The sequence below is a fragment of the Micromonospora sp. CCTCC AA 2012012 genome (assembly GCF_040499845.1).
GTDB lineage: Bacteria > Actinomycetota > Actinomycetes > Mycobacteriales > Micromonosporaceae > Micromonospora > Micromonospora mangrovi.
Genome location: NZ_CP159342.1, coordinates 5,118,012 through 5,134,191, shown reverse-complemented (window position 1 = coordinate 5,134,191; position 16,180 = coordinate 5,118,012). Strand labels below are relative to the sequence as shown.

Here is a 16,180-nt window from a genome sequence, read left to right as displayed (position 1 = left end):
ACGTCACCCCCGAGCCGGGCGCCCCGTCACCCCCGAGCCGGGGTGCCGCGCAGCATCCGGGATCCGCGAGCCGGTCTGTCAGGCAGCACCCGGGACCCTTGAGTCGGGGTGCCGGAAAGCGCCGGGATCCGTCAGCCCTGGGCCGGGGTGTCGGGCTGCGCCGGTCGACGGGTCCCGCCGGTGATCCGGTCGAGCAGGTTGGCGGTGGCGCGTTCGATCCGCTCGTCCCGGTGCCCGGGGCGGTTCAGCGCCATCGTCCAGTTCAGCGTGCCGCTGGCGAAGACCACCCCGCCCTGCGGCGTCTCGTACAGGTAGGTGTTCTGCACCAGCGGTGCGCCCTCGCGGGTCCGGTACGGCGACGCGCTGAGCAGGGTGGCGGTGGTGGCGGTCGGGTGGGGCAGGTCGGGGCTGAGACCGTCGGCCTCGCCGCCGACCACCCCGGGGATCCGGTCGTCGTCGCGCACTCCGGTGCCCGCCCAGAACCAGTGGCCCGCGCCCCGGACCACCAGTGGGCACGGGCTGCCGACGATGCCGTTGTACTGCACGCCGATCAGCTCCTGCTCGGGCTGGCCGAGGCTGCGCCACTTGACCGTCGGCCCGTCGGCGTCCAGCCCCGGGTCCGGGGTGGTCTTGGCGCAGGCCACCACGCGTTCGGGCCGGCCGTCCGCGCCGGGACGGAGCCGGACGTGCCAGTAGACGCTGTTCGCGCCCAGGAAGACCAGGCTGCGCCCGGCCGCCACCGCGCGTTCCGCGGCCCGGCGCATCCCCACCGACCAGTACTCGTCGTGCCCGGCGAAGACGAGGGCGGCGTGCCGGGTCGGGTCGATCCGGCCGGAGTGCAGGTCGAAGCTGGTGGCGTAGCTGACGTCGTAGTCCTTGCGCTCCAGCCACTGGACGGCGTCGTGGTCGCGGGTGAGCTGGATCGGGATGCCGTCGTCGGCGTACGGCCGGTCGAAGGAGACCTCCCGGGCGCGCAGGTTCGGGTCACGGCGGCCGGTCGGTCCGAAGCCGTTGTAGAGGCTCTTGCCGGTCCGCCCGTCCAGCGGCCACTGGTTGTACGCCTGCCAGGTGGTGACGGGCAGGATCACGCAGAGCGCGGCGGTCCGCCGGTCGTCCCGCACCACGAAGGGGGTGCAGGCGCGCCAGCCGTCGGCCGAGGTGAAGACCGCCTGGTAGAGGCCGGAGGTCCACCCGTCGGGGATCCGGACCGTCCAGGACACCGGCCAGCGGCAGGCGATGGTGCCGGTGGCGGGGTCGGTGGCCGGTACGGGCTGCGGCGTCCCGTCGAACTCGGGGCTGGTGAGCACGGTGCGGGCGCCGGCGCCGCCGTACCAGCCGAGGCGGTGCAGGGAGATCCGGTACCGGCCGGCGGGGTTGACGGCGACGTGGAAGTCGACGGACTCGCCGGGGGCGACGGTGGTCGTCGAGGCGTACCCCTGGATCTGCCGGTGCTGGTCGTCGGCGTCGCGGCGCGGGTCCCGCGGCGGCCACCAGGGCTCGCCGGCGGCCCGGTTCTCCGCCCGCACCGGGGGCAGGTCGAGGTGGCTGAGGGTGCGGGTGGGTGGCGGACCGTCGAGGACGGGTTCCAGGCCGAGCGCGGCGGCGGAGACACCGCCGGCGAGCAGGCCGAGAGCGGTGCGCCGCCGGAGTCGGAACATCGAACAGCTCCTGGAGGTGAAGCGGGCCTGCCGGAACCGGCGCGAGGGAAACGTACCACCGGCCCGGGTGGGCCGTCCGTCCCCAGTGGGCTCGACCGATCAGCCGTAGTAGCGGCGCAGTTCCCGGCTGAGCACCTTGCCGGTGGCGTTGCGCGGCAGGTACTTCACGAAGATCACGTCGCGTGGCACGGAGAAGCGGGCCAGGTAGTGCCGGACGTACTCGCGGACCGCCTCCGGGTCGAGTGTCTCACCCGGGTGCAGGCCGAGGAAGGCGGCGAGCCGCTGGCCGTACTCCGGGTCGGGGACCCCGATCACCGCGGCCTCGCGGACCTGCGGCAGGCGGGTGAGCAGGTCCTCCACCTCCGAGGGGAAGACGTTCTCGCCGCCGGAGACGATCATGTCGTCGGCCCGGCCGTCCACGAAGAGCAGGCCGTCGGCGTTGACCCGGCCCAGGTCGCCGGTGTCCAGCAGGCCGTCGTGGGTCTCCCGCCGATCCCCCGAGGTGTACCCCTCGAAGAGCATCTCGTTGCCCACGAAGATCCGCCCGACCCGTCCCTCGGGGACCGGCTGGCCGGTGTCGTCGAGGATCCGCAGCCGGGTGCCGTGCGGTGGCCGGCCGGCCGTGGTGGGCGCCGCCCGCAGCTCCGCCGGCCCGGCGATGGACGCCCAGGAGACCTCGGTCGAGCCGTAGAGGTTGTAGAGGACGTCGCCGTAGACGTCCATGAACCGCGGGGCCAGCCCGCCCGGCAGCGCGGAGCCGCTGACCGCGACCACCTTCAGCGGCGGCCGGGGCGTGGGCGGCGGCACCTCCAGCAGCCGTTGCAGCATCACCGGTACGGCGAAGAGCGCGTCGCACGGCTGGGCGGCCAGCGCGGCCACCGTGGCGGCCGGGTCGAAACGGCGGTGCAGCACGATCGTGGCGCGCAGCGCGAAGGCCACCTGGAGGGCCGCGTACCCCCAGGTGTGGAAGAGCGGGGCGGCGATCATCACGAGGTCCCGGGCGTGCAGCGGGATCCGGTCGATGATCGAGACGAGCGGACCGAAGCTGTGCGGGGTGGGGCGGCGGGCGCCCTTCGGCGTGCCGGTCGTGCCGGAGGTGAGCACGATGGTCCGGCCGTCCCGCTCCGGCGGCTTGAGCTGGTCACCAGGGAGCGCCCCGGCGATCAGCTCCTCGTGGACCCGCTCGTCGACCCGCTGCACGTCGGCGGGGAGGCCGAGCACCCGTTCGGCGAACTCGGCGTCGTGCACCAGCACCCGCAGCGACTGTTCCTCGGCGACGGTGGCGAGCTGCGCGGCGGAGAGGCCGGTGTTGACCAGGACGGCGTCCGCGCCGAGCAGCATCGCCGCGACGACCGCCTCGATCAGCCCGTGGTGGTTGCGGCAGAGCACGCCGACCCGGTCCCCGCTCTGCACGCCGAGCCCGGCCCGCATCGACCGGGCCAGGCGTTCGGCCCGGTCCAGCAGCTCCTGATAGGTCAGTCCGACGCCCTGCTCGTCGATGACGGCGGTCCGGCCGGGGTCGCGGGCGGCGGCCTGGCGCAGCTCACCGGCGAGGCTCCAGCCCCACTTGCGCAGCGCGCCGAGCTGGGAGGCGACCCGGATCGGTCGGCCCGGGGTGAGCAGGCCGCGACGGGTCAGCGTGGCGACGACGAACGGCAGGTCCAAGCCGCGGCCCTCCTTCTTGCGAACCGAACCCGGAAGGGCCCTCGGGGGAGCCCTGTCACGCGAGCGTGTCTCACGATCATGCACCCGCGGCGGCTGCCGGCCCAGTCGGCGTTGTCGCAGCTCACTCGCCGTACATCATCGGTCGTCCTGGTCGGGACGGAGGGTGACGCCGCCCGGTTCGGCGGCGTCACCCGTGGGTCGCGGTCAGCGGATCTGCATCCCGGAGATGGCGCGGGAGATGACCAGTCGCTGGATCTCGGAGGTGCCCTCGAAGATGGTGTAGATCTTCGCGTCCCGGTACCAGCGCTCGACCGGGTGGTCGCGGAGGAAACCCGCGCCGCCGAGCAGCTGCACCGCCCGGTCGGTGACGGAGACGGCCACCTCGCCGGCCTTGAGCTTGGACATCGAGCCCTCGCCGGCGGTGAAGGGGCGGTTGTTGCGCCCCATCCAGGAGGCCCGCCAGACCAGCAGCCGGGCCGCGTCGATCTCCATCCTCATGTCCGCCAGGGCGAACGCGACCGCCTGGTTCTCGATGATCGGCCGGCCGAACTGGACCCGCTCCTTCGCGTAGTCCAGGGCGTACTCGTAGGCCGCGCGGGCCACGCCGAGGGCCTGTGCGCCGACGGTCGGCCGGGACAGTTCGAAGGTCCGCATCGCCGCCTGGCCGGAGGCCCGCTGCCCGGAGCGGGCCCGCGCCAACCGCTCGTCCAGTGCTTCCTTGCCGCCGAGCAGGCAGCGCCCGGGCACCCGTACGTCGTCGAGGAAGACGTCGGCGGTGTGCGACGCGCGCAGCCCGAGCTTGCGCAGCTTGCGGGTCGCGTGGAGCCCCGGCGTCCCCGGCGGTACGACGAACGCGGCCTGCCCCCGCGAGCCCAGCTCGGGCTCGACCGAGGCGGTCACCACGTGCACGCCGGCGATCCCGCCGTTGGTGGCGTACGCCTTCTGGCCGCGCAGCACCCACTCGTCGGTGGCCTCGTCGTAGGTGGCGCGGGTGCGCATCGCCCCGACGTCGGAGCCGGCCTCCGGCTCGGTGGTGCAGAACGCCGCGACGGCCGGCTCGTCGACCGTGCCGAAGCACTGCGGCACCCACTCGACGAGCTGGTCGGGGGTGCCGGCGCCGTAGATGGCGGCGACGGCGAGGGAGGTGCCGAAGATGCCCAGCCCGATGCCGGCGTCGCCCCAGAAGAGCTCTTCGCTGGCGATCGGGAGGGAGAGGCCGGTGGGGTCGGCCCAGCAGGTGGCGAGGAACTCGAAGCCGTAGAGGCCGACCTTCGCCGCTTCCTGGATGATCGGCCAGGGAGTCTCCTCCCGGGCGTCCCACTCGGCCGCGGCCGGGCGCACGACCTCGGCGGCGAAGCCGTGCACCCAGTCGCGCAGATCCCGCTGTTCCTCGTTCAGGTCGAGCGAGAACTCGGCCATGTCAGGACTTGGGGATGTCGAACAGGTTCGCGATGTTGGCGGCGAGGCCCAGGTCGCCCTTGGCCTTCAGCTTGCCGGTCATGAACATCATCACCGGGTTGGCGCCACCGGAGACGATCTTCAGGAACTCCACCGGGCCCATGGTGAGGCTCAGCTTCGGGTCGCGGGTCGCGCCCTCGTTGACGGTGCAGGTGCCGTTCTCGATGACGATCTCGTAGGTGTCGGTGCCGCCGTCGGGACGACCGGTGATGTTCCAGTGGATGACGGCGTTGGTGGTGCCGGCGCGGTCGGCCCGGAACAGCGAGGGCATCCGGGTGAAGACCTCGCTGAGGATCTTGCCGCGCAGGTCGCCGGACATCACCTCGGCGATCTTGTCATCGGGGGTGGACTTGACCAGCTGCGCGAACTCCTTGGGGCCGAGGTTGGCGAAGTTGGCGGGGTCGAAGTCAGTCATGGAGATGCACCTCTCGGGCGGTCCAACTTTGGCTACTCCGGCGTAACCTTACGCACGAGTAGGTATGCTCGCAAGGGTGTCCAGCACACCCACCTTCAAGCGTCTGCCCCGGGCCGTACGCGAGCAGCAGATGCTCGACGCGGCCGTCAAGGTCTTCTCCCGCCGGGGCTTCCACGCCGCCAGCATGGACGAGATCGCCGACGACGCCGGCATCTCCAAACCCATGGTCTACGCGTACCTCGGGACGAAGGAGGAACTCTTCGTCGCCTGCCTGCACCGCGAGGGCACCCGGATGATGGAGGCGATCGCCGGCGCCGCCGCCCCGGACCTGCCGGCCGACGAGCGGCTCTGGCGCGGGCTGCGCGCCTTCTTCGGCTTCGTCGGCGCGCACCGGGACGGCTGGGCGGTGCTCTACCGCCAGGCCCGGGGCGAGCAGCCCTTCGCCGGGGAACTGGCCACCATGCGCGGCCGGCTGGTCGAGGTGGTCGCCGGGATGCTCGACCACGCGCTGCGCGCCGAGGGGCGCGAGGCCGGCGCCACCGACCTGGAGGTGGTGGCGTACGCGCTGGTCGGGGCGACCGAGTCGCTCGCGGACTGGCTCGCCGACCATCCCGAGGCCGACCCGGAGAAGACCGCCACCCGGATGATGAACGTCGCCTGGCTCGGTGCCGGTCAACTCCTGCACGGCGTCACCTGGCGGCCCGGGCGGGACTGAGCCGGGTCAGCGGCGGGCGGCGGCCCGGGCGTGGGCGCGGCGGCGGGCCCAGCGGGCGCCCTCCAGCAGCCCGGTGACGGCCACCGAGAGGCCGACGCCGACCAGCAGGCCCCGGACCGGATCACGCTCGAAGGCGAGACCGCCGAAATAGCCGAGCAACCCGCAGTAGAGCGCCCAACTGCCGGCGGCGAGCGCGTCGTACAGCAGGAAGCAGCGCAGCGGATAGCCGACCGCGCCCATGGTCAGGGTGACCGCGGTGCGCCCGCCGGGGACGTACCGGGCGGTGGTGAGGATCAGTCCACCGCGCCGGTCCACGGCCCGGCGGGCCCACTCGGAGCCGTTGCGGCGGCGGCTGTCGGCGGGCAGCCGGGCCAGCCGGTGCGCCCCGCCGCGCCGGCCGATGCCGTAGGAGGCGTGATCCCCCGCGAGCGCCCCGAGCGCGGCGACCACGATCACCGCCACCAGGTTCGGCTCGCCGCCGGCCGCGAAGACCGCCGCGGTGATCACCACCGTCTCGCCGGGCACCGCCGGGAAGATCGCGTCGACCGCCGTGACCGCGAAGATCACCAGGTACGCCCACGGCGAGGTGACCGTCTGGTGCAGCAGGTCGAGCACGGACTCCATGCCCCCATGCTCGACGGCGCAGGTGCCGAAAGAGGGTGCTGCCTCCTCCTTACACCCGCAGGGTGCCCGCCAGGTGGGGGCGGGCGGTGCGCGGGTCGTGCAGGGCGAAGTCCCAGGCCGGGGTGGCGCTGAAGGCGACCGTCGAGGGCAGCGGCACGGGCAGCTTGAACGCCACGTCGACCGTCCACGCCTCCGGCAGCCGGTTCTCCAGGGCGGCCAGGCAGCGGGCCTTGCTCCACATCCCGTGCGCGATCGGTCGGGGGAAGCCGAACAGCCGCGCCCCCAGCCGGGAGGTGTGGATCGGGTTGTGGTCGCCGGAGACCCGGGCGTAGTCCGTACCGACCCGGGGGGTGAGCCGCCAGTGCGCGGAGGCGGCCGGCGGCGTCGGCCGGTCGCCCCGGTCGCGCCGGGCACCGTCGCCGGGCGTGCGCTCCTTCCCGAGGTACGTCGAGACGCCGCGCCAGACCTCCTCCCCGTCGACGGACCCGACGAGCACCACGTCGAGCTGCCGCCCCCGGTCGTGCGGGAGCAGGTTCTCCGCGTACGTCCGGAAGGCCAGCGTCTCGCCGGCCTCGACCGGCCGGTGCACGGTGATCCGGTTGGCGACGTGCACCACCCCGGTCAGCGGGATCGGGAACCCCGGCGCGGTCATCAGCCGCAGCGACAGCGGAAATCCCAGCACGTGCGGGTACGTCCCCGGCAGCCGGTCGGTCAGCCGGAACCCGCAGACCCGGTCGTAGTCGGCCAGGTGCGCCCGGTCGACGGTGACACCGCCGACGCGCAGCTCCAGGGCGGGGACGGTGTCGCCCCGTCGACCCCCCACGCCTGGCAGCGCGCCGAGCAGGGCCCGGCGGTAGAGCGCGCCGGCCGCCGGCATCCGGGGCAGCTCGACCACGGTCCGGCCGGCGGGCTCCGGCGACGCGCTCCCGCCCCCGGTCACGTCGAGTGCGGAGAGGTCCCGGGTGGCGTCGTCGCCGTCCGTCGACAGCTCCCCGGTGGCGTACCGGCTGAGGTCGTGGGTGGCCAGCTCGCCGACCGCGTCGGGGGTGACCACGAGGCTCGACAGGTCCTGGGTCGGGCCGTCGATCAGCTCGTGCACCGACAGTTCCTCGTGCGGCGTACGCTCCTGCTTCCGCTTCGCCATCACGCCCCCAACAGGCTCTGGCCGCAGACCCGGACCACGTTGCCGCTGACCGCGCCGCTGGCCGGCCAGGCCAGCCAGCCGATCGTCTCGGCCACGTCCACCGGCAGGCCGCCCTGGGCGAGGCTGTTCATCCGGCGGCCCGCCTCGCGGAGCATCAGCGGGATCCGCGCGGTCAGCCGGGTCTCGATGAAGCCGGGCGCGACCGCGTTGACGCTGACGCCCCGCTCGCGCAGCACCGGCGCCAGCGAGTCGACCAGCCCGATCACGCCGGCCTTGCTGGTGGCGTAGTTGGTCTGGCCCCGGTTGCCGGCGATCCCGGCGATCGAGGAGACCGCGACGATCCGACCGCCGGCCGGGATCAGGTCCCGCGCCAGCAGCACGTCGTTGATCCGCTCCTGACTGGAGAGGTTGACGTCGATGACGGAGTCCCACCGGTCGGCGTCCATCCGGCCGAGGGTCTTGTCCCGGGTGATGCCGGCGTTGTGCACCACCACGTCGACCCGGCCGTGCCGGTCGGCGAGGTGCTTCGCCAGCCGGTCGGGGGCGTCCGGGGCGGTCAGGTCGAGCTGGACGGCGGTGCCGCCGATCTCGTTGGCCACGGCGGCCAGCTCGTCGCCGGCCGCGGGGATGTCCAGGGCGACGACGTGCGCGCCGTCGCGGGCGAGCACCCGGGCCAGTGCCGCGCCGATGCCGCGGGCCGCCCCGGTGACCAGCACGATCTGGCCGTCGAGCGGTCGGTCCCAGTCGGCCGGCGGCCGGGCGGTGCCGGCACCGACCCGGACGACCTGCCCCGAGACGTACGCGGAGCGCCCGGACAACAGGAAACGCAGGGTCGACTCCAGGCCGGTCAGGGTGTCGGTGTCGGCGTCCTTCGTGACGTACACCAGTTGGGCGGTGACGCCCCGGCCGAACTCCTTGCCGATGCTGCGGGTCAGCCCCTCCAGGGCGCGCTGCGCGGTGGCCTCGCGGGGGGTGCCGCACTCGGCGGGCGGGGTGCCCAGCACGATCACCCGGCCGCTGGGCAGCACGGCCCGGGCCTGCGGGTGGAAGAAGTCGTAGAGCTGCCGCAGCTCGGTGGAGTCGGTGATGCCGGTGGCGTCGTACACCAGGGCGGCGTAGCGTGCCGGGGCGTCGGTGGCCGCGACCGGATCGCGCAGCTCGACCCCGGCGAAGGTCAGCAGCTTGGTGACCTGCTCGGTGAGCCGGCTGCCCTCCGCGGCGCCGAGCAGGACCGGCCCGGGGACGAGCGGGTCGCCCGGCGTGTGCCGGCGCAGTCGGGGCGGGTCGGGCAGGCCGAGGCGCTTGACCAGCGCGCGACCGGCCCCCGTCTGGACGAAGCTCGCGTACCTGTCGCTCATGGGCGTAGCCTACTGGCCAGTAGGGTTCGGCGACAGCTTGGAGGAGGCCGATCGTGCAGAGTGTCCGGCGGGTCGCGGTCATCGGGGGCAACCGCATCCCCTTCGCCCGGTCCAACTCCCGCTATGCGAGCGCGTCCAACGCGGACCTGCTCGGCGCGGCCCTGGACGGGTTGGTGGCCCGCTTCGGGCTGGCCGGTCAGCGGGTCGGTGAAGTGGTCGCGGGCGCGGTGCTCAAGCACTCCCGGGACTTCAACCTGACCCGTGAGGTGGTGCTCGGCTCCCGGCTCGACCCGCACACCCCCGCGTACGACATCCAGCAGGCCTGCGGCACCGGGCTGGAGGCGGCGATCCTGGTCGCCAACAAGATCGCCCTCGGTCAGCTCGACGTCGGCATCGCCGGTGGCGTGGACACCACCTCCGACGCGCCACTGGCGATCAACGAGGACCTGCGCCGCACACTCCTCCAGCTCAACTCCGCCCGTACGCTCGGTGAGCGGCTGAAGGTCGCCGCGAAGCTCCGCCCGCACCAGCCGTTCCGGCCGGAGATCCCGCGCAACGCCGAGCCGCGTACCGGGCTGTCGATGGGGGAGCACGCGGCCCGCACGGCGAGACGCTGGAACATCGACCGACAGGCCCAGGACGAGCTGGCGCTCCGCTCGCACCAGCGCCTCGCCGCCGCGTACGAGAAGGGGTTCTTCGACGACTTGATGACCCCCTACCTGGGGCTGACCCGCGACCAGAACCTGCGCCCGGACACCACGGCGGAGAAGCTCGGCTCGCTCAAGCCGGTCTTCGGCACCCGGGGCGCGGACGCCGAGCAGGCCACCATGACCGCCGGCAACTCCTCGCCGCTGACCGACGGCGCCTCCACGGTGCTGCTGGCCTCCGAGGAGTGGGCGCGCGCGCACAGCCTGCCGGTGCTGGCCTGGTTCAGCTGGTCGGAGACCGCCGCCGTCGACTTCGTGCACGGCGACGAAGGGCTGCTGATGGCCCCCGCGTACGCGGTGCCCCGGATGCTGGCCCGGGCCGGGCTGACCCTCCAGGACTTCGACTACTACGAGATCCACGAGGCGTTCGCCTCGCAGGTGCTGGCCACCCTGGCCGCCTGGGAGTCGCCGGAGTTCTGCTCCGACCGGCTGGGGCTGGACGCGCCGCTCGGGTCGATCGACCGCGACAAGCTCAACGTCAACGGCTCCTCGCTGGCCGCCGGGCACCCCTTCGCGGCCACCGGCGGGCGGATCGTCGCCACCCTGGCCAAGCTGCTCGCCGAGAAGGGGAGCGGGCGGGGCCTGATCTCCATCTGCGCCGCCGGCGGCCAGGGCGTCACGGCGATCCTGGAGCGCTGAGACACGCCGACGCCCGCCCGGGGATGATCCCGGGCGGGCGTCGGGGGTACGCCCGGGCGGGCTCAGCCGAGGGTGAACTTCTCCCACGCGCCGATGGTGGCGCGGTTGGCGATCAGTGGCCGCGCGCCACCGCTCTCCGCCGTGACGTAGCGGCCGTTCACGGCGGCCTTCAGGGACACCGTGCCGCCACTGTTGCGGACCAGGGTGAACTTCTCCCAGGCACCGACCGACGTCCGGTTGGCGATCAACGGCTTCGTGCCGGCGCCGTCGGCGCTGACGAAACGGTTGTCCGCGCGGGCGAAGACGCCGATCTGCCCGTTGCCGAGGTCGACCAGGTCGAACCGCTCCCACGGGCCCACGCTGGTCCGGCTCGCGATCAGTGGGCGGGCGCCGCCGCTGTCGGCGGTGACGTACCGGCTGTTCGCGCCGGCCTTCAGCGAACGATCCGTGTCGGTGACGGTGACCCGGTAGAACTTCTGGTCGGTGCCGATCGTGGTGGCGTTGGCGATCAGCGCGGTGGTGACGTTCGCCGGCGCAGTTACGTACCGGCCGGTGAGGACCGCCTTGAGGCTGATCGTGCCGTCGGCGTTGCGGACCTGGGTGAACCGTTGACTGTCCGTCACCGCGGTGCCCCCTGCCGTCACCACCGTGACATCGCCGGCCGCGGCGGCGAGGTACTGCCCCTGGGCGCGCCAGTAGAGCGCGATCCGCCCGCTGCCGGCGTCCACGACGTCGAACTGGCCGGTCGCGTCCAGCGCCGGACGGTTCCCGCTCAGCCCCGGCCAGGGGGCGGTCAGCGCACCCACGTACTGGAGTCCGGAGAGGGTGAGCAGGCCCACGGTGCCGGTACGCGGCAGCACGCTCGCCTGCTGCGAGACGGCGTCGTTCCGACCGTCGGTCCCGGTCACGCGCAGATAGACGATGAAGGTGCCGCGGGTGGCGTACCGGTGGGTGGCGACCGGCGTCGCCTGGGTCGTGCTGGTCCCGTCGCCCCAGTCGAACTGGTAGGAGGCGATCGGCGCGACACCCGACCTGGAGGAGGTGGCGTCGGCCGTCACCGCGCCCGCGCCGAGGTCCAGGGCCAGGGCGATCCGGGCTTCCGGCCCCCGAATGGTCTCCAGGGCACCCCGGTCGGCGTACGTCACCGGTCCGGCACCGGTGTCCGGCACCGCCGGGTCGTCGACGCGGGCCTTACCCACCCGGTCGGTGGCCGGGTAACCGGGGGCGGCCGAGTTCGCCGAGTCGTAGTTGGCCCTCGGGTCCCCGGTCTCCAGGTCGTGGGCGGCCTGACCGGACGCGGCCCGGAAGCCCGCCAGACTCAGCGGGGTGCCGTTCCACGCGTAGGGCGTGGGATAGCCCGAGCGGTAGTGGTCGGCGGTGTTGTAGTCGACCACGGTGTCCCGGACGGCCTCGTCATGGACGCCCAGCAGGACTCCGTGCCGCACGGTGTCGGTGCAGTAATCGGTGCCGAGCGGACTGCCGTAGGTGAGGAGGTTGTTCTGCACCGAGACCCCGGTGGAGGTCCCGTCGACCCGGATGCCGTCGAGGCACCGGTCGGTCACCGTGTTGTTGGTGATCGCCGTGCCGCTGCCGCCGTGGTTGTGGATGCCGTAGCCCTGGCCGCCGGCGATCTGGTTGTTGGCCACCACGGTGTCGGCCGCGCCGGACTCGACCGCGATGGCCGCGTCGGTGAAGTGGTCGATGTCGTTCCCGACGATCGTGTTGCCGTCGCCCTCGACGCGAATGCCGACGCCGTGGTCGGCATCGTCCGGCAGGCTCGCCGTCACCGTCATCGCGCTGATCTTCACCCCGGTGGTGGCGGCGTCCAGGGTCACTCCGGCCAGGAGTGGCCGCCCGCTGACGTAGCCGCGGGTCAGGGACGACCGGGTGACGCCGACCAGCCGCACGGCGGGTACGGGCGCTCCGTCGGCGACCCCGAAACCGCCGCCCTCGACGGTGATGCCGGACGCGTCACGGAGGTCGAGCGCGGGCGCGTCCAGTGCCGCGACGACCTGGAACCGCTGGATGCTGATGTCGTGCTGGCCGGCGACGGTGATCCCGGCGGTCGGTCCGGCCAGGACTGCGGTCGACGAGGAGCCGCGGAACACGATCGGCTGATCCGGGGTGCCGGAGCTGGCGATGGTCACCCGTTCCCGGTAGGTCCCGGGGCCCACGTCGACCGTCTGGCCGGCGGTGACCGCGGCGGCTGCCGGCCCGATCGCGCAGAACGGCTGTGCCAGGGTGCCCGGCCCGGTGTTCGCGCAGGCGGCCGAGAACTGCCGGACGTAGAGGACGGCCGGGTCGGCGGCCATGGCCGGTGCGACGGACAGGAGGGTGCCGCCGGTGACCGCCACAGCGGTCAGGCCGGCGAGCAGAGGTTTGCGCATGTGTGTCCTCGAACGGAGGAGGAAGATTCGGCTCGGCCGAAGTCAGATCGGGTGATGATCCCGCGCTGCCGGGGTGCCCGCGACCCCGAGCGACATCAGGGACGGGGCCCGCTCATCTGGTCGATACCCCCGATCAGGTAATGAAACGTACAAACGCTCACATTCACATCGAGAGCCCCGAACGATGAAGGCACTGTTTGTCCTCATTCGGGAGGTTCTTGGTGAGAACTCGACGTTGGTTGCTGGCCGTCGTCTCCGGCGCGGCCCTGATCCTGGTGCCCGGCGCCGCCCAGTCGGCGGCCCCGACCGCGGCCGTCCGGGCCGCCACCCTCACCGGTGGCGGCTCCGGTGATCTCGACCCCGACCGGCAGGGCGCCTCGCAGAGCCGGCCGCCGCAGCCCTCGCCCGGCGGGAGCCTCTGCGTCCCCGGCACCCCGCCGAACGCCCCGCAGACCACCGACTTCTATGCCGGCGACCCGCTCTTCGGGCCGGCGCAGCTCCCCACCGCCTCGCCGGTCGGCCCGCTGCTCGCCGGATACCAGCGGTTCGGCGCGCAGAGCCAGGTCGAGTGGGTGCAGAACTACACCACCCAGACCACGCCCAACAAGCTGATCTTCCCGCCCGGGAACGGCTTCGTGCTCGGCCCGCACGGCGAGCAGGTGAAGACCCGGCAGACCATGCTCCCCGGCTACCGCCTCGACCGCTTCGGCTTCCCCGGCGGCGCCTTCCTGGCCCCGCTCGGCACCCCGTTCAGCGCCCGCTCGCTGGCACCGCAGAGCCTGAACACGCCGGCCAACGCGCCGCTGGCGAACTACCACACCTACTGCGTCCTGAAGCCGTTCGACGTGGACTCCGGCCCGATCGCGCCGTGGTTCGCCCAGACCGGTCTGGGTACCCAGTTCCAGCTCAACGCGGCGTACCTGCCGCAGGCGGGCGGCGCGGTGAGCGTGCAGTGGCTCCTCGACCACCAGTTCCTCACCGAGGAATACCTGGACGGCGTCTGCACCACCACCAGCGTGCCCCGGCAGTCGAGCACGCCGGTGCCCGGGTACGTCTGCTGACCGGGCCCCTGACGGGAGGTCGAGGATGGACCGGCACCAGGTGCGGGCAGCCCTGCTGGCGACGGGACTGTCGCCGGACGCCTTCGAACTGGAGGACGTGCACGAGCACGTACCGGTCCCGCCCGACTTCTGGTTCCTCCGCCACTCGCCCGCCGGCGGCTGGGAGATCGGCGCCTACGAGCGCGGCGTCTACGACGTCCGGGGAACCTTCGACACCGAGGAGGCCGCCTGCGCGGCCCTCTGGACCGCCCTGACCGGCCGGCCCGCGCCGGCCTGAACGACCCGACGACAGGCAGCTCCTGGCAGGACCCGGCGGGGTCCTGCCAGGATCTGTGCCGTGACGGGCAACCCCGGCGGTGCGCTCCTCCGTCACCTGGGCATGAGGCGAACGACAGGCCCCGGTTCGTGAACCGGGCCGACGAGGACGAGTACCGGCAGTTCGTCGCCGCCCGACTGGAGCCGTTGCGCCGCACCGCGTACCTGCTCTGCCGGGACTGGCACACCGCCGACGACCTGGTCTCCATCACCATCGGCAAGCTCTACCGGCACTGGCGGCGGGTCCGCGCGGCGGAGAACATCGACGCGTACGTCCGGGGTGTGCTGACCCACGCCTGGCTGGACGAGCGGCGGCGGCCGTGGCGGCGCGAGCGGAGCACCGACGAGCTGCCCGAGCAGACCGACCTGGTCATGCCGGAGCCGACGCTGGCCGACCGGAAACTGCTGCTGGACCTGCTCGGCCAGCTCCCGCCGCGTCGGCGGGCGGTGATCGTGCTGCGCTTCTACTGCGACCTGTCGGTCGAGGAGACCGCCGGTGTGCTCGGCATCAGCACTGGCACCGTGAAGAGCCAGGCGGCGCGGGGACTGGAGGCGCTGCGGCTGCTGATGACCGGCGCGCCGGCGACCCGGGGGGAGCTGTCGTGACGTACCAGCAGTTGTTCGACGAGGTCATCGGCGAGTCCCCCGTCTCCACGGTGGACGTCGACCGGGTGATCGGCCGGCAGCGGCGGGCCCGCCGGCTGCGGATCGGCGCGGGGACCACCGCGGTCGCCGCGGCCGTCGTCGCGGTGCTCCTCGGCACCGGCTCCCTCTTCGGTACGCCGAAGGCCGCGCCCGCCCCGGTCACCACCCGCTCACCCACCCCGAAGTCGACGGACACCGTCGTGGCCGGCAGCCCGGAGGACCTGGCACGGGTCCGCAACGCGGTGACCGACGGGCTGCGCCGAGAACTGCCCGAGCTGGTCTGGATCACCATGATCACCGGGAAGGACAGCCCGACGCCGGTGATCCGCGAACAGACGGCACGGGGCGGCTCGGGTACGTACCGTCAGATGGTCTTCTCGTTCCGGGTCGGCCAGCGGGGGGGCCGGCTGATGGTCCAGCTCAACCGGGACGGCGCGGCGGTCTGGGCGAACCGCCCGCCCTGCCCCACCCGTGGCCCGGCCGCGCGCGAGTGCACGTCGAGTGAGCGGGCCGACGGGACGAGGATCCGCGCGCGACGCCTGCTGACCACCTTCGACCAGGCCGGTCGGTGGGCGCCGAAGCCCTTCGACGGGCGGGAGGTCGAGGTGCTGCGGCCGGACGGCACGCTGGTCTCGCTGTCGACGCACGGCGTGCCCGACGTGACCACACCCGACCTCCTGGTCCGCCTGGCGCTCGGACCCGATCTGGTGTTCCCCCCGCTGCCGCCGAACCCGGACGTGAACCTGGTCAATCCGCAGGCCGACGAGTACACCCGTCGCAACTCGACGGCGCTGGCGGACGGAGTGCTCGGCTCGGCGGTGGCCGAGGTGTCGCCGGGCGGGCGCACGTTCGTGCGAGGGGAGGCGACCGTCGGCCCGACGGGGCCGACTGGATACGGGATGTGGTTCGGCCTGGAGCGAGGTGGCCTGCGCGGCGAGGGCGACATCATCATCCAGCGGTTGCCCACCGCCCTCGCCTGCGACAACCTCGCCATCCTCGACCGAAGCGAGCACGGCGCGCACCCGCACAGCGGGCAGTGCGCCGCGACGACCCGGCCGGACGGCAACCGGCTGATCTCGCTGGAGAACCGGAACGGCGATGCGGTGACCTATGACGTGTTCGTGCAGCGCCCGGACGGAGTGCTGGTCGAGGCGCGGGTCACCAACCGACCGGGCTGGATCTATCCGCCCACGCCGGCGGCCCCCGTCGGGGATCTGAAGGCCTGGCGGGAGATCCTCGACGCGGGGGATGGTCCGGTCCCGCCGCTGAGCCCGGAGCAGCTCGCCGCGCTGGCCGCCCATCCTGACCTGCTCGGGCTCCTGCCCTGACCGGCGTCGGTGCCCGGGGTCGGCCGGTTCTCGGCCCCGGGCTCGGCCTCAGGCCGTCCTC

The 16,180-nt window shown here is 73.3% G+C and carries 14 protein-coding genes; 6 read left to right on the top strand and 8 right to left on the bottom strand.

Annotated features, from left to right (window positions below):
• Positions 1-131: 131 nt before the first annotated feature.
• The 4 genes from ABUL08_RS22960 to ABUL08_RS22945 form a co-directional block, all read right to left on the bottom strand.
• Positions 132-1,658: a N,N-dimethylformamidase beta subunit family domain-containing protein gene (locus ABUL08_RS22960; RefSeq protein WP_350932035.1), complete on the bottom strand. Its 1,527-nt coding sequence runs from the start codon at positions 1,656-1,658 to the stop codon at positions 132-134.
• Positions 1,659-1,757: 99 nt separating this feature from the next.
• Positions 1,758-3,323, bottom strand: coding sequence for an AMP-binding protein (locus ABUL08_RS22955; RefSeq protein WP_350932034.1), 1,566 nt, complete (start codon positions 3,321-3,323; stop codon positions 1,758-1,760).
• 204 nt (positions 3,324-3,527) lie between these two features.
• Positions 3,528-4,742 carry an acyl-CoA dehydrogenase family protein gene (locus ABUL08_RS22950; protein ID WP_350932033.1) on the bottom strand — a complete coding sequence of 405 codons (1,215 nt, stop codon included), beginning with the start codon at positions 4,740-4,742 and terminating at the stop codon, positions 3,528-3,530.
• 1 nt (position 4,743) lies between these two features.
• A complete protein-coding gene (locus ABUL08_RS22945) occupies positions 4,744-5,196 on the bottom strand; it encodes an SCP2 sterol-binding domain-containing protein (protein WP_350932032.1) in 453 nt (150 codons plus the stop codon).
• A gap of 76 nt (positions 5,197-5,272) precedes the next feature.
• Here ABUL08_RS22945 and ABUL08_RS22940 point away from each other — a divergent pair, with 76 nt between their 5' ends.
• On the top strand, positions 5,273-5,911 hold the full coding sequence (locus ABUL08_RS22940) for a TetR/AcrR family transcriptional regulator (protein ID WP_350932031.1): 639 nt from the start codon (positions 5,273-5,275) through the stop codon (positions 5,909-5,911).
• Positions 5,912-5,917: 6 nt separating this feature from the next.
• On the opposite strand, the gene ABUL08_RS22935 is transcribed toward ABUL08_RS22940, so the two are convergent.
• The 3 genes from ABUL08_RS22935 to ABUL08_RS22925 all read right to left on the bottom strand — a co-directional run bounded on the left by ABUL08_RS22935 (position 5,918) and on the right by ABUL08_RS22925 (position 9,037).
• A complete protein-coding gene (locus ABUL08_RS22935; RefSeq protein WP_350932030.1) occupies positions 5,918-6,535 on the bottom strand; it encodes a DedA family protein in 618 nt (205 codons plus the stop codon).
• Between the two features lie 49 nt (positions 6,536-6,584).
• A complete protein-coding gene (locus tag ABUL08_RS22930; protein ID WP_350938786.1) occupies positions 6,585-7,412 on the bottom strand; it encodes a MaoC/PaaZ C-terminal domain-containing protein in 828 nt (275 codons plus the stop codon).
• Between the two features lie 266 nt (positions 7,413-7,678).
• On the bottom strand, positions 7,679-9,037 hold the full coding sequence (locus ABUL08_RS22925; RefSeq protein WP_350932029.1) for a 3-oxoacyl-ACP reductase: 1,359 nt from the start codon (positions 9,035-9,037) through the stop codon (positions 7,679-7,681).
• A 53-nt stretch (positions 9,038-9,090) separates the two neighbouring features.
• On the opposite strand from ABUL08_RS22925, the gene ABUL08_RS22920 reads away from it, so the two are divergent.
• Positions 9,091-10,383, top strand: a complete 1,293-nt coding sequence (locus ABUL08_RS22920; protein ID WP_350932028.1) for an acetyl-CoA C-acetyltransferase — start codon at positions 9,091-9,093, stop codon at positions 10,381-10,383.
• Between the two features lie 62 nt (positions 10,384-10,445).
• Here the strand turns inward: ABUL08_RS22920 and ABUL08_RS22915 are convergent, their stop codons facing one another.
• The gene (locus tag ABUL08_RS22915) at positions 10,446-12,770 is read right to left on the bottom strand and encodes a right-handed parallel beta-helix repeat-containing protein (RefSeq protein ID WP_350932027.1); all 2,325 of its coding nucleotides are present in this window, start codon (positions 12,768-12,770) and stop codon (positions 10,446-10,448) included.
• 221 nt (positions 12,771-12,991) lie between these two features.
• Here ABUL08_RS22915 and ABUL08_RS22910 point away from each other — a divergent pair, with 221 nt between their 5' ends.
• The 4 genes from ABUL08_RS22910 (at position 12,992) to ABUL08_RS22895 (ending at position 16,119) form a co-directional block, all read left to right on the top strand.
• The gene (locus ABUL08_RS22910) at positions 12,992-13,831 is read left to right on the top strand and encodes a TNT domain-containing protein (RefSeq protein ID WP_350932026.1); all 840 of its coding nucleotides are present in this window, start codon (positions 12,992-12,994) and stop codon (positions 13,829-13,831) included.
• Positions 13,832-13,856: 25 nt separating this feature from the next.
• Positions 13,857-14,108 carry a hypothetical protein gene (locus tag ABUL08_RS22905; protein ID WP_350932025.1) on the top strand — a complete coding sequence of 84 codons (252 nt, stop codon included), beginning with the start codon at positions 13,857-13,859 and terminating at the stop codon, positions 14,106-14,108.
• 128 nt (positions 14,109-14,236) lie between these two features.
• Complete coding sequence (locus ABUL08_RS22900; protein ID WP_350932023.1) at positions 14,237-14,752, top strand: SigE family RNA polymerase sigma factor; 516 nt, start codon at positions 14,237-14,239, stop codon at positions 14,750-14,752.
• A complete protein-coding gene (locus ABUL08_RS22895) occupies positions 14,749-16,119 on the top strand; it encodes a hypothetical protein (protein ID WP_350932022.1) in 1,371 nt (456 codons plus the stop codon). Before ABUL08_RS22900 ends, ABUL08_RS22895 begins: the two co-directional genes overlap by 4 nt.
• Positions 16,120-16,180 lie beyond the last annotated feature (61 nt).